Here is a 12,880-nt window from a genome sequence, read left to right on the forward strand (position 1 = left end):
ACGTCCTTGGACGAGACGCGACCGGCCTCGGCAGGAGTGCCGGGTCAGCCCGGCACTCTCTGTGAGATTTCCCGACCGCAGAGCATCAGAGCCCCCCGGCCACCGTGATCAGGGTGCCTGTCATGAATCCGGAACCGGGAGACGCGAGCATCAGGGCCGCGCGCGCGATGTCCTCGGGCTCCGCGATCCGCCCCATGGGCGTTGCCGCCGCAATCCTGGCTGGGCGCTCGGGATTTCCGCCTTGTGTGTGTATCCGCGTGTTGGTGGTCCCGACACGGATGGCATTGACGCGGATGCCCTCGGGTGCCAGCTCCTTGCCCGCACCGAAGGTGATGGATTCCACTGCCCCTTTGGTGGCGGCGTAGTGGACATATTCGTTGGGGCTGCCGAGGAAGGCGGCCAGCGACGACATGTTCACGATCGTCCCGCCTTGACCGCCCCTGCGGGTGGACATGCGTCTCGCGGCCTCCTGGATACAGTAGATGACCCCGAAGACGTTTATCCTGAAGGCGGTTTCCAGAACCGCAGGCTCCAGCTCCTCTATCCTGCCGGCTTTCCCAATGATCCCGGCATTGTTGATCAGGCAGGTCACTCGCCCAAGTTCATCGTCGCAGGCGCTGAACAGCGCCTGGATATCCTCCATCTTGCCCACGTCTCCCTGCACGGCGATAGCACGGGCGCCAGCGGCCTTGCAGGCCTCGACGACTTCGGACGCTGCGGCGGTGTCCGAAAGATAGTTTATGCAAACATCATAGCCTTCGGCGGCGAACAGCCGAGCCGTTGCGGCGCCGATGCCGTGGCTCGCACCCGTCACGATTACAATAGGTCTCACGGAATTACCTCCTCCGTCTTGCTCTGGGGCGTTCCGGCTTAGAAAACGGCCTCGAGGATCGCGGCGTAGTCTTCCTTGGTCAGGGGACGTGGATTGGTGGGGTGACTGTGGTCTGCAATGGCTCGCTCACACACCCAATCGATGACGTGGCGGGGCACCCCAAGTTCGGACAGTTTGGGTGTAATCCCCAACCGACTGTTCAACTCGTCCAGTGCATCTGCGAGGGTTGTCCCTTCAAGTCCCGCCAGGCGTTCAAGGTGGGCGACCTTTTGAGCCGCAGCTTCAACGTCCACGTTCCACCGAAGGACGGTCGGCATCAGGATTGCGTTGAGCGTCCCATGATGAAGCTTCGCCTCCTTGAGACCGCCCAGGGCGTGACTCAGTGCATGGACGGCTCCGAGGCCCTTCTGAAACGTCATGCCCCCTTCGAGGGCACCCATCATGAGTTCGGTCCGCGCCTCCGCGTTCGCGCCGTCTGCATAGGCGACAGGCAAGGCCTTCCAGATGCGTTTGAACCCGTCGGTGGCAATTGCCTCGGCAGGCGGATTGTAGCGGGGGGACAGGTAGGTCTCTATGCAATGCGACAGGGCGTCCAGACCCGTAGAAGCCGTCAGTGCCGGCGGAAGACCCATTGTCAACGCCGGATCACAGATCGCCCTGCGCGGGATGAGGTGGGGGCTGATGAATCCGAGCTTCCGCCCGTCGTCCAGCGTGATCAGTGCCGCACGCCCGACCTCGGACCCCGTGCCCGCCGTTGTCGGGATGGCCACGAGCGGCGCCACCGCGGGAGTGATGCGTGCCACCCCGCCCAGGATCGCCGCATAGCGCTCGAGTTCACCGTCATGCGTGGCGAGCAGCGCCACGCCCTTGGCCAGGTCGATCGGAGATCCCCCGCCGATCGCGACTACTCCATCGCAGCCGCTTTCCCTGTACAGCTTGAGACCCGCAGCGACCGCGCTCTCGGTCGGGTTGGTGGGCACGTCCAGGAAAACCGGCGCCGTGTTCAGGAATGCGAAGCCCGGGCGCTCTAGCAGACCAGCAGACTTGACGCCATGATCACTGATGACCAGTGGGCGCGATACGCCGAGTTCGCGCAGTATTTCTGCCAATGAATCGGAGGCTCCAAGCCCGAAGCTTATATTGGTAAGGTAAGTTATAGTATGCACGCTGCCGCTCTCCTTGATATTCAGCCCATCTGCATCGCTGCAGCCAACGTCTGGCATTCGGCACACTTCCCGCAGCCGCCGCATACGGCCGCGCGACCACCTAGGCAAGCCTGACCATCATATGGACACTCTGCCCAGATATCTGAGGCGGAACTCTGCACTTGTCAAGCTCCACTTGTGGTCGTGAGGCGCGCGTCGGCTTGACAAAGAAGTCGCAAGCCGCTACCAATTAATGGACAAAGTGACCACATTATGGGCAGTTGGGCGACGGCCTTGGAGGAGATGGCATGGGCGCGCCGCATGCTGATTTGGCCGGGGGAAACTCGCCAGTCGGCGCCGCGAACTCGAAGCAGAGATCTGGTCGACGGTCACTATCGGTGCCTTGCGCGATCCAAGGGCCTCCCACGCGACAACCACTAATTCATCTGCGGCGGTTCGCGCTCGCGGTGACACCCCCGAACCGGAAGGAAAACCCTTGTCGAAATCCGCCGCCACCGTGCTGATACCAGGCTGGATGCACGAGCATGCCCGCAGCATTCTCGGAACGTATTTCAACCTGGTCGAAACCCCCGACTGTGACATTCACGCCCATCTGTCCCCGGATGTACGGGCTTCGATCCGCGGCGTGGCCTGTCGCACCAGAATCGATCACCAGTTCATCGACGCCCTTCCGAACCTGGAGATTATCGCCAGCTACGGCGTCGGCTACGACGCGGTGGACGCTGCCTACGCACGCACCAGGAACATCGTCGTCACGAACACCCCTGATGTCCTGAACGAAGAGGTCGCCGACCTTACGTTGGGGCTCCTTATCAGTGTCGTGCGCGAGATACCAAAGGCCGCAGCCTTTGTTCGCGAGGGCCGGTGGAAATCATCGGATTATCCTCTCAGCCGCCTGACGCTTCGCAATCGCAAGGTCGGCATCTACGGGATGGGGCGAATCGGCCGCTGCATCGCCCGTCGAATTGAAGCATTCGGGCTTCCCATTGCCTATCACAGCCGGCGCCCGGCGGACGGAGTCGCGTACGACTACTTTCCTTCACTGGTCGGACTCGCCAGTGCCGTCGACGTCCTGATCTCCATCGTTCCCGGCGACCCGTCGACTGCCAGGAGCGTGAACGCCGAGGTGCTGTCCGCGCTCGGGCCCGACGGCGTGTTCATCAATGTCGGCCGCGGAACCGTCGTGGACGAGGATGCCCTGATCAGTGCCCTGCGCACGGGAACCATTGCCGCCGCCGGCCTCGATGTGCTCGCGGACGAGCCCAACGTCTCCGACGACCTGCTGGCGCTCGATAACCTGACGATCCTGCCGCACATCGGTTCGGCCTCGGTCACCACGCGCACCGCAATGGCGGATCTGGTGGCCCAGAACGTGATCGCCTGGTTCCGGAGCGGAGCGGCGCTCACACCCGTACCCTAGGCGGCATCCGATCGCTCACCCGGCCTCGGACACCGCCACCGCCGGCAGCGGCCCCAGCGTCAACCCAAGTGGCAAGCATATAACCAATGAGCAGGAATTGCGGCGAAGACGCGTTGACAATCTGTTTATAGTCTGGCCATCATTAGATGTTGGACATTTAGTCCACATTATGGACGCGTTCCCAGAGAGAGGTTTGGGTTATGGGTCGGGTTCGCGATGTCCTAGTTCGTCAACTAGAAAACGGAGGAGTGACTGTCATGAAGTTTTTGAAGGGGAGCTTGGCCATCGCGGCCGCGCTGGCGATGGGGTCGCTCACGACCACCGGCGCCCACGCGCAGCAGGTATTCACCTGGACGCCAAAGACGGTGGCGCCGGCACCATACAAAGCCCCGAACAAGCCCCGCACGACGCTAGCGGAAGTTCGCCAGAAGATACCGGCCGCCAAACAGTCCAAGACCTGGCACGAGCAGGTCGTCAGCGACAAGCACCTGCAGGCTTCATGGGTGCAGTTGGCGCTCGGTGACCAGTCGCCGGCCATGTTCATATCGGACACCCGCGCGGCCTTCATCGTCTGGGAGGGCGAGGTCGAGTTCACGATCGGGAACACGCCGGCGACGACCAACACGTTCGTCGCCACCAAGAGCTCGATGGTCCAGGTGCCTGCACGCACGCGGTTCCAGATGAAGAACGTCGGCGCGGTGCCGTCCCTGCATTTCGAGGTCTTCACCGCGGACGCCACGATCACCTACGAGCAGGAATCCGCAACCTTGCCGAAGCCGCAGCCGGGCCACAGCTGGCAGTTGACGCGGCAGGATCCGGGTGCGGAAGCTCTTAACAACTATTCCACGAACGGTACTACGCTAGTGAACAATGTGCAGCACAGGAATTACCTTGCTGCGCCGTCGGCGGGTGCATTCGTGTCCGCCCCCGGGCTGTTCGTGAACGCCATCCGCGGCCAGGCGTTCAACTGCAACATGCAGTCCCCTACGGCGCTCGGCCACAGGCACCTCAACTATGCTGAATTCTGGTTCATCATGGAAGGTCAGATACAGTACAACATCGAAGGTCTGGACCCCTTCGTCTCAGAAGCTGGCGATATCGTCTATGTCCCGGCCGGCCGCTGGCATTCTGCAGCGAACTATTGTCCGGGGTTCGACACGCGGATTGCCATCAATCCCTTCCCGACCGGCACGCATAACTGGCCGCCGACTGCCACGCAGCCCAACCCCCCAGTGCCCCCGGTCTCGGGCAAGGGCTGGCTCGATTGATCTTGCCGACGGCCCGTCCTCATCGCGAGGGCGGGCCGCTGGTCTCGTTGACCATCGGTGAAGGCGCAGGCATCGAGCTGGTGTGCTCGGGGGTGACACGTTCCTCGTGACCGAAGCTTTGGCTTGATCACACCGCCGGCCGGGGCCGTCTTCGGCGCCGTAGCACAAGAAGCGTATCCTTCGCTTCAGTTGCCGAGGGCGCCAAACCGTTCCTCTTGGCCGAACTGGCCATTCTCGTTACCGCCGGTCCTGTTCCTCAGTGGTGACAGTCCCTGCATCCTGGTACCCGTGAACCATCCTTGGGAGGTTATATCATGAAAGCACTGCTTCTAACTGCGGCACTAGTGGGAGGGCTCCTGGCCGCCGCTCCGGCGATGGCCCAGAATCCGCGCCTGGGCTACGTGCCCACGGAAGATCATCCGGTCGGACAGGCTTCGCGCCATTTTGCGAAGCTGGTGGAGGAGAAGACCGGCGGGCGCATCAAGATCGAAACATTCGGCAATGGCGTGCTCGGCAGCGAGCCCGAGATGCAGGCGTCGGTTCAGGCTGGCTTCATCGACATCATGGTTGGCCCGACGCCGAACCTGGTCGGCGTCGTTCCGCAGTTCATGATCTTCGACCTGCCGTTCTTCTATAAGGATTTCGCCGCGGTGGACGCCGTTATGGACGGGCCGGTCGGCGAGCAGCTGTTCGCGCAGCTGCAGGAAAAGACCGGCATCGTGGGGCTGGCCTGGTGGGACAACGGCTTCCGCCACATGACTAACAAGGTTCGTCCCATCAACACGGTGGAGGATATGAGCGGGATCAACATCCGCGTCATTCCCAACCCCTTGTTCCTTGCGACCTGGACGGCTTTGGGAACCAATCCGACGCCGCTTCCCTGGCCTGAGCTGTACAGTGCCCTCGAAAATGGCGCTGTCGATGCTCAGGAAACGCCGTACGCCCTGATCTACACCGCAAGGTTCTATGAGGTTCAGAGCCATCTGGCCAAGACGGGCCATGTCTATACGCCGTTCGTTCTCCTCGCGAGCCAGAAGTGGTTTGGAAGCCTCTCCGATGAAGACAAGAAGCTCGTGATGGAAGCCGCAAAGGAATCGGCAACTTTCCAGCGGGAAGTTTCTCGCAAGTCGGCCGAGGAGCTGGAGCAGGAGCTCGCGGCGAAAGGCTTCAAGATCACCCAACCCACGCCCGAAGCCCTCGCAACGATGCGCGAGCGCGTTGCGCCCGTCGTGGATGAGTACAGCGAGAAGATCGGCGTCCATCTCGTCGAGCAGGCGCGCGCCGCCATGGCGGCGGTTGCCAAGCCGTAAAGGTCACGTTTGGGGCGCCGGAGCCTGGTTCGCCTGCTCCTGCGTCCATTTCCTGAAGCATTGGTGTGTCTGATTCAGTTTGAAGCCGTAGGCAGTGCGCGCGGTCCAGGACTCGTCTCGGACGTTAAGGTTCAACAAGTTGACGTTGCCCTTGCGCCTCAATCCGACGTCCTGCGTCGGGGTGCCCGGCATCGTCGCTTCCAGCGTGCAGGTCCTAGTCAACCTGAACGTCCGTGCCGAGGCGCGCGACGACGCCGAGGTGGTCGGCGTGGTGCCGACGCAAACATGCGTCACGACCGAACTGTGCTTGATGGCGACCGACGGCGCTTGGTGCCGCGCCAAGTTCGGCGAGAGGACCGGCTGGATGCGAAAGCTGGCCTTGCGCCAGAACCGCTGGGCCATCGTCACCTTCGAAAACTTTTGTCCCAAGCAGGGCAGTTCGACTTTCGGTTCAGCAGACAACTGTTCCCATCAGGCGAACAGCGGCAGCAGGAAAAAAACCAGAATGACCGTGCATCAGAACGCAATGGACGAACTCGGCGGAGGCTGCAGACAACATCAATCCTTCGAACACCCGAGACGTCGTCGGTCTCTATGCCTCAGGCAGTGTCGAGAAATTGTCTGCCCATTCTTCACGCAAAAGTACTGCATTCGCCTGATGTGATAGGTAAGCGACCGCGAAATAGAACCTTGCTTTGAGGGTATAGGGACCCAGAAGGGCCATGGTGGCCAGATCCTGCACGAACTCGTGCAGGATTTCATTCTTCTGCCGGAGGTCCAGGCCAAACATGACCGTTTGCCATGCTTCGAGCTTCGCCGTTACATCGATCAGGTGATTGATGTCATTGGCAAGGTCTCGTGCAGCCTCATCGGCCAGATCCCGATAGGCCATTTGCGGCAAGCCGAACTTGGCATCCAGCCGGATGGTCTGCGGCGTTCGGAACCACACCCATATGGCATGAACGGCGTGCAGCGTGCAGTTCCGCGAAGCACAGTTCGATATTCGAGGAATTTCGTAGCGAGAAGGTCATCGACCGGCTCCACCGGCGTATCGCCTTTCTGCACTGCAGGCTCGCTCAACGGGCCGTCTCTTCAGCGAGGGAGGCAGCGATTGCGGCGATGGACCGGAACAGGACGAGCGGATCGTCCTTCGTCGGAAGAAACCCTCGCCTCTGCCAGAACCGTGCCGCTTCCTCATCGACAGCATTGACCATTAGCGCACGCCCACCAACGAGGCTCGCCGCCTGAATGCAACGCTGGAGCGCATGCTTAACCAAGCCGGTGCCAATCCCTCGTCCCGCCCATTCTGTATCGATTGCAAGCTGGCCTAGAAGCAGGCAGGGGACCGGATCGGGTGGCTGTCCCGTGCGGATAGACCGAGTCAGGATGGAGGGGACAACCGCCGTCGGCGCCAGCCCGTAATACCCAACGACACGCCCTGCTTCGTGAATGACGAGAACCGCAGTGAAGCCCTTCTCCTGATTGGAGAGGGCTCTGGACTTTAGCCAGTGATCAAGCGTAGGCTTTCCGCAGGAAAAGCCAGATACGTCATGCGCAGCGGTGAGCGGTTCGGGAGCCGATAAAGCCACGGCTACCGCTTCGGAATGTAGCCGGGCTCCCAAGGGGCAGGCCGCCTGGCCAGCTCCACCATCTCGGCAACCGGAGCGGCCGGACGGGACAGGATGTCCATGAAATCGGCGAATCCTTCGGGGCTCATACGGATCAGCCCCTGCTCCATCACAACTTCCTCCGCGGCGCGCACGGCGGCGTCCCGCACGAAATCCGTGCGAGAGCGGCCACGCAGGCTAGCCGCGCGATCTATCATCGCGACGTCTGCCTCGGGGAGGCGCATCGAGATCGGGTATTCCTTGCGCTCTGCGGTGCTGACCATGGCTATCTCCTTGAACGCAAGATAATAGCGCGTATCGCTAAATGCAATACGACCAATCTGATCACTGTTCGAGGTTTATGCTGCTTCGGGGTTCAAATGCACCCAGAGCCGTAGTCGCGCAGTTCCGACTGCACCGTAAAGTTATAAATAAGTGGCTCAGACTATCCCACCGCGCTCTGCTTGTCAGGCGGTTGCCACGTGCGCGATCGCACGCCAGGTTTCCATAGCAGCGCTGCGCAGCTCACGATTGTCGAAGGACGAAAGGGTGTGGCGGGAAAAGTGAAACAGGTTGGCGATCGGATCGTGGATGGAGACGAAGCGCTGAAGCTGGCCCGGTGACTTGAAGCGCTTCATGATCCGTTCCCGTCGTCGGATCGGCGGTGTGAGTTTTCAGCCCGATTGTTCAATCCCTTGTGCCGGCGATGCTCGACGCTCGGCATCAGCTCCTTTCCGGCCACGGCATAGGAACCGAGCTTGTCGGTGATCAGCACGCGCGGAATATGGCCCTTTTCTTTCAGGAGCTTGCGCATTAAGCGTCTTGCCGCCTTGGCATTCCGGCAGCTTTGCACCAGAACATCGAGGACGAAGCCGTCCTGATCGACGGCCCGCCAGAGCCACCGCTTCTTGCCGGCAATGGGTGACGACCATTTCGTCGAGGTGCCATTTGTCGCTGAGGCGGCCGGCAGATCGTCGCTTGATCTGATTAGCAAACTTGCGTCCGAACTTCTCTGCCCAGTTCCGGATTGTCTGATGGGAAACGATGATGCCGCGGGCGGCCAGCAAATCCTCGACCATGCGCAAGCTGAGTAGAAAGCGGAAATAGAGCTACACCGCACGGGCAGGAAAGCGGTGGCGGCGATATAGCGGATCACAGGCAGGCTTGGTCATGCCGCTTCTTCGCAAAGCTTCATCAGCCACCGGTTAACTTTACGATGCCCGTATAGGCCTCTGGCACGTCGAGCGGCCGCAGCTTCCTCTCGTCGCCGCGCGCGCCCTGGAGCGTGAGCTGCACCAACTGGGCATGGCCGTTGGCGCCGGTCACCTGGATGTCACCTTCGGTGCCGTTGACCTCCCACAAGAACCCGTGCCGCGCGGCACGCCGCCGCGATAGTGGACGGAAATCGGCGCCCCGCTCGCAAGCACGCCCTCGATCAGCACCTGGTCGGGCGCGGTCATCGGCCTGGTCTCGCCCGTCTCGACGACAGGCGCGGCAGTGCGCCGAGTGGCCAGGCGCGCCGACAGCTCGGCGACTTCGCCGAGGACGGCTTGGACCGCCGCCATGGTGTGGCCGAAGGGAATCGTCAGCATGGTAGCGCCGTTGGCCCGGTCGAGCACGTAGGCATTCGCCTGATCCACCTCGGGGCCCCAGGTCCCGCCGCTGCCGATCAAGGTGGTCGACGGCACCTCGCCCACGAAGCGGTCGGTGATCAAGCGACGCAGATGCTCGATCTCTGGCGCTACGCGCGCCTGGGTTCCGATCACGCCGAGGACGCCCTTGCCCCGCGCAAGGCCGGCCATTGCCTCCGCCTCGGCTAGCCGATTGCCAAGCGGCCATTCGCAATGGACGTGCTTGCCTGCGCCAATCGCCGCCTTCACGATCTCAAAGTGGTGCGGACACCTTCACCGTGACCGTGACGACATCGACGTCCGGAGACGCCACTAGTTCGGCGACATCGGCAAAAGCGCGAGGGATGCCGCAGACCGCGGCTGCCGCCTCGGCGCTGGCGCGGCTTGTGTTAGCGACGCCCACGATCTCGTAATCGTCGGACATGGCACGCAGCGCCGGAACATGCGCGACCGCACCCCAGCTTCGTCCGAGTTGCAAGCCCACAATGCCGACGCCATAACGCTATATGGTCACTGCTGTTCTCCGTGTTGACGACGCGGCCGCCTGGCCGCGTGCATGATGAAGATCAGAGGCGGCAACCTCGACCGCGGTCTCTATGCGAGGCTCTGGCCGGGCTTCATCCTCCGGTCAGAGCCTGAGTCGTGTCTCCGGGGTGGACGGATGGGGCCCGTGCTCCAGGCTGCCCGTCCCAGGGGCTGGGAGCGTCAGCGCATCGTCGTTGAGGTACCCGTGCGCGAAGAGCGCCTCGAGTGCGTCACGCGTCGTGCCGTATACTCGCCGGGAAATGGACGAGTTCGACCCGCACGTCGCCAGGCACCGCAAGAAATGCCATGACGGTTCCATTCGGTGAGGTTTCGGGACCGTCAAGGAGAACGGCGCCGAGCTCGACCAAACGCTGAACCTCTGCCGGGACATCTTCGGTGGTCAGCGCGAAATGCTCCAGGCCGAGCGACTGATGCGTGCGGCCTTCCGGCAGATCCTGTCCGGGTACGGGGTTTGAAATCACCACGAAGGGGGGATGATTGCCGCCCAGCGCACACCGGATGATCCGGTCGCCGCTCTCCCGTGCCGCGTCGATGACGATTTCGAACCCGAAGGCCTTGCCGAACCAGTCGGCCACCCCCTTCGGGTCGTGCGTCTTGATGTGAACGTGATGGAAACCGTAGTTCATCGAAGGAAACCTTTATGACTTGAATGACGTGGACCGGAGTTCCTGGCCAGTGTCACATCACGCTTTCGAAGATCGCGGCGTAGTCCTGCGCGCTCAAAGCGCGGGTTCGTCTGGTGATTATGGTCAGCGAGTGCGCGTTGGCAGGTCCAGTCGAACACGTCGCGCGTGACGCCGAGCTGCGAAAGCGTTCGCGGTGTACCAAGGCGCGCATTCAGCGCGTCATCCACCGCCTGCCTGTCGCGAATGTCGAGCCGGCGGAAATCGACGCCCGCTCTGTCAACGGCTTTCGCGGCATCGATTTCCGTGGCGGTGGCGCCGGTCGCGACGACGCCGGCGCCAGCAAAGCCAGCCGCGATCCTTGCTCCTATGCCGGAGGTGCCGCCCGTGACGAGCACGCGGCGTCCTGTGAAGAACGGCGCGGCCCATCGCGGATCGGGTGCGCCGGAATGATGGCCGGTCATGTTCGCCTACTCACAGCGTGGTGTTGATGGCGCCGCCATCGAGCAGGATGTTCTGGCCGACGATATAGCCGGCATACTGGCTGCACAGGAACGCGCAAGCCGCGCCGAATTCCTCGGTGGTGCCGAAGCGGCCCGCAGGATTCGCGTCGTAGGCCGCCTTGCGCGCTTCCTCGACGCTGATGCCTTTGTCCCGCGCGGTGTTGTTCATCAGCGATTCAATGCGGGCGGTCTCGTGCTGGCCGGGCAACAGGTTGTTGATGGTCACGCCATGGCGCGCAACCTGCCGCGACGTGCCGGCCACGAAGCCAGTCAGGCCGCTGCGCGCCGCGCCCGACAGGCCGAGCGCCGGTATGGGCGACTTCACCGAGCCCGACGTGATGTTGACGATGCGGCCCCAGCGCCGTTCGATCATGCCCGGCAGCACCGCCGTGATAAGATGGATCGGCGTCAGCATGTTCGCACGGATCGCCGCCTGCCACTCGACCTCACCCCATTGGTGCCACATTCCGGGCGGCGGGCCGCCGGCATTGTTGACGAGGATATCGGGTGCGGGCGCCGCCTCGAGCAGTTTCGCGCGGCCTTCCGGGGTGGTGACGTCCACTGCGACCGGTGTCACCTTTACGCCATAGCGCTCTGCGATTTCGCTGGCGGCCTGCTCGAGCGGACCCTCGGAGCGAGCGTTGAGCACGATGTCCACGCCTGCTTCCGCCAGCTTTTCGGCCGACCCGCGGCCGAGGCCCTTGGAGCCGCCGCAGACGATGGCAGTCTTGCCCTTGATACCCAGATCCATCTCGAAAATTCCCGTTCTGCCGCCTTGGCGCTTGAAATCATGCCCCGCCGCCGGTGCGGCGGCGGGACAATACCGTTACTTAGTCCATGGGCGTGAAGACATAGCCTTCGCCGATCAACGCGTCCGTGGGGATCGGCTGGAGATCGGAGAACAGTTCCGGATTGCTCTCCATAACCGCCACGATCGGCTTCGCGTCGATGTGCTTGCAGGACCTGGTTGGACAGCGCCTTGAACCGGTCGTCCTCGTTGAGCTTGTCCCATGAGCGCGGCCGCTCGAGCGGAATGTCGACCTCGGCAAGCGCGTGTCCCTTGGACAGCACCACCACCTTGTTGGCGAGGAACACAGCCTCCGGCACGTCATGCGGGATGAACACTACCGTCGGCCGGCGCTCTTCCCAGATCCGGGCGAGTTCCTCCTGCAAGGTCATGCGGGTCTGCGCGTCGACGCTGGCAAAGGGCTCGGCGAATTCGCGATGTCGGTCCTCTGAATAGCGATAAAGCGGGATGCTAATGCTGACGCAGGCGACCGGCTGGCCGGAGCGGTCATAGATCATGCTGCCAAAGCAACGAATGTCCGGTTCGTTCTCCTCGTGATCGCAGGAATAGCCGCGCGCCCGCGTCTTGCAGATTTCGCCGTAGAACGCGTCCGGATCAGTGAAGGTGTGTGCGGTGAAGCGCGGGAGGCGCAGCGTTGCGATGATGGCGCGCGCCTGCTCGTCTGGCAGTGCAGCTAGATAAGCCTTGCTGACGGAAGTCGAGTGAAATTCGACGCGTGCTCCGATACGCGTCATCATGCGAACGGCGTTCGGGCTTTCGAGCTTGTCGATATACGCCATGCCGTCGCCGCTTGGCACAGCTAAGTGAACCGTCTTGTTGGTCGCATTGCGCAGCGCCTCGATAAAGGGGCGGGCCGTGGTGCGAAGGTCAGACCTTTCCCACGTACGCGAGGCGAGCAGGATCAGTCGGTTGCCAAGAGCAAACGTGCCTCTCTCGCTGTCCTGTGTGACGAGCCCTTCTGCGATCAGCCCCGCAATGATTCGATAGGTTGTGCCGCGTGGGAATTGTACCTGGCGGGGCAGCTTGCCGATGTCGAGCTGGCTCGGATTGTCGGCGGCGGCCTGAAGCACGGTTATGAACTTCGGGAAAGCGGCAGTGCCTTGAACCGCGCCAGACGCAGCTTTTCCATTCGATGCGGGTGCATGCTCATTCATGGTAACGCGTTC

Annotated in this window: 15 protein-coding genes and 2 pseudogenes; 3 read left to right on the top strand and 14 right to left on the bottom strand. The window is 62.4% G+C overall.

What is annotated here, in order from left to right:
* Window positions 1–85: 85 nt before the first annotated feature.
* On the bottom strand, window positions 86–832 hold the full coding sequence (locus ABLE86_RS14950) for an SDR family oxidoreductase (protein WP_348779747.1): 747 nt from the start codon (window positions 830–832) through the stop codon (window positions 86–88).
* A gap of 38 nt (window positions 833–870) precedes the next feature.
* Window positions 871–1,998: an iron-containing alcohol dehydrogenase gene (locus ABLE86_RS14955; RefSeq protein ID WP_348779925.1), complete on the bottom strand. Its 1,128-nt coding sequence runs from the start codon at window positions 1,996–1,998 to the stop codon at window positions 871–873.
* A gap of 475 nt (window positions 1,999–2,473) precedes the next feature.
* Between ABLE86_RS14955 and ABLE86_RS14960 the strand changes: the two genes are divergently transcribed.
* The 3 genes from ABLE86_RS14960 to ABLE86_RS14970 all read left to right on the top strand — a co-directional run bounded on the left by ABLE86_RS14960 (window position 2,474) and on the right by ABLE86_RS14970 (window position 5,996).
* A complete protein-coding gene (locus tag ABLE86_RS14960) occupies window positions 2,474–3,418 on the top strand; it encodes a 2-hydroxyacid dehydrogenase (protein WP_348779748.1) in 945 nt (314 codons plus the stop codon).
* A gap of 257 nt (window positions 3,419–3,675) precedes the next feature.
* Complete coding sequence (locus ABLE86_RS14965) at window positions 3,676–4,686, top strand: cupin domain-containing protein (RefSeq protein WP_348779749.1); 1,011 nt, start codon at window positions 3,676–3,678, stop codon at window positions 4,684–4,686.
* 314 nt (window positions 4,687–5,000) lie between these two features.
* Complete coding sequence (locus ABLE86_RS14970) at window positions 5,001–5,996, top strand: TRAP transporter substrate-binding protein (protein ID WP_348779750.1); 996 nt, start codon at window positions 5,001–5,003, stop codon at window positions 5,994–5,996.
* Between the two features lie 3 nt (window positions 5,997–5,999).
* Here ABLE86_RS14970 and ABLE86_RS14975 read toward each other — a convergent pair whose 3' ends face one another.
* From ABLE86_RS14975 to ABLE86_RS15030, 12 genes and pseudogenes are all read right to left on the bottom strand, one after another.
* Window positions 6,000–6,458, bottom strand: a complete 459-nt coding sequence (locus tag ABLE86_RS14975; RefSeq protein ID WP_348779751.1) for a hypothetical protein — start codon at window positions 6,456–6,458, stop codon at window positions 6,000–6,002.
* Between the two features lie 130 nt (window positions 6,459–6,588).
* Complete coding sequence (locus ABLE86_RS14980; RefSeq protein WP_348779752.1) at window positions 6,589–6,945, bottom strand: hypothetical protein; 357 nt, start codon at window positions 6,943–6,945, stop codon at window positions 6,589–6,591.
* Between the two features lie 127 nt (window positions 6,946–7,072).
* Complete coding sequence (locus ABLE86_RS14985; protein WP_348779753.1) at window positions 7,073–7,585, bottom strand: GNAT family N-acetyltransferase; 513 nt, start codon at window positions 7,583–7,585, stop codon at window positions 7,073–7,075.
* Between the two features lie 2 nt (window positions 7,586–7,587).
* Entirely contained in the window at window positions 7,588–7,887 is a 300-nt protein-coding gene (locus tag ABLE86_RS14990) for a DUF1778 domain-containing protein (protein ID WP_348779754.1), read from the bottom strand.
* Between the two features lie 183 nt (window positions 7,888–8,070).
* Window positions 8,071–8,775 (bottom strand): annotated as a pseudogene (locus tag ABLE86_RS14995) (IS6 family transposase).
* A 22-nt stretch (window positions 8,776–8,797) separates the two neighbouring features.
* Window positions 8,798–8,929, bottom strand: a complete 132-nt coding sequence (locus ABLE86_RS15000) for a hypothetical protein (protein ID WP_348779755.1) — start codon at window positions 8,927–8,929, stop codon at window positions 8,798–8,800.
* The gene (locus tag ABLE86_RS15005; protein ID WP_348779756.1) at window positions 8,926–9,483 is read right to left on the bottom strand and encodes a hypothetical protein; all 558 of its coding nucleotides are present in this window, start codon (window positions 9,481–9,483) and stop codon (window positions 8,926–8,928) included. Before ABLE86_RS15005 ends, ABLE86_RS15000 begins: the two co-directional genes overlap by 4 nt.
* Before the next feature lie 4 nt (window positions 9,484–9,487).
* Window positions 9,488–9,718, bottom strand: a complete 231-nt coding sequence (locus ABLE86_RS15010; protein ID WP_348779757.1) for a Gfo/Idh/MocA family oxidoreductase — start codon at window positions 9,716–9,718, stop codon at window positions 9,488–9,490.
* Between the two features lie 271 nt (window positions 9,719–9,989).
* Window positions 9,990–10,406, bottom strand: a complete 417-nt coding sequence (locus ABLE86_RS15015; protein WP_348779758.1) for a VOC family protein — start codon at window positions 10,404–10,406, stop codon at window positions 9,990–9,992.
* A complete protein-coding gene (locus tag ABLE86_RS15020) occupies window positions 10,403–10,867 on the bottom strand; it encodes an SDR family NAD(P)-dependent oxidoreductase (RefSeq protein ID WP_348779759.1) in 465 nt (154 codons plus the stop codon). Before ABLE86_RS15020 ends, ABLE86_RS15015 begins: the two co-directional genes overlap by 4 nt.
* Before the next feature lie 10 nt (window positions 10,868–10,877).
* On the bottom strand, window positions 10,878–11,657 hold the full coding sequence (locus ABLE86_RS15025) for an SDR family oxidoreductase (protein ID WP_348779760.1): 780 nt from the start codon (window positions 11,655–11,657) through the stop codon (window positions 10,878–10,880).
* Window positions 11,658–12,115: 458 nt separating this feature from the next.
* Window positions 12,116–12,868, bottom strand: a pseudogene (locus ABLE86_RS15030) (IclR family transcriptional regulator); the annotation flags it as partial.
* Window positions 12,869–12,880: the final 12 nt, after the last annotated feature.

This window comes from Mesorhizobium sp. KR2-14 (genome assembly GCF_040049255.1).
Taxonomy (GTDB): Bacteria; Pseudomonadota; Alphaproteobacteria; order Rhizobiales; family Rhizobiaceae; genus Pseudaminobacter.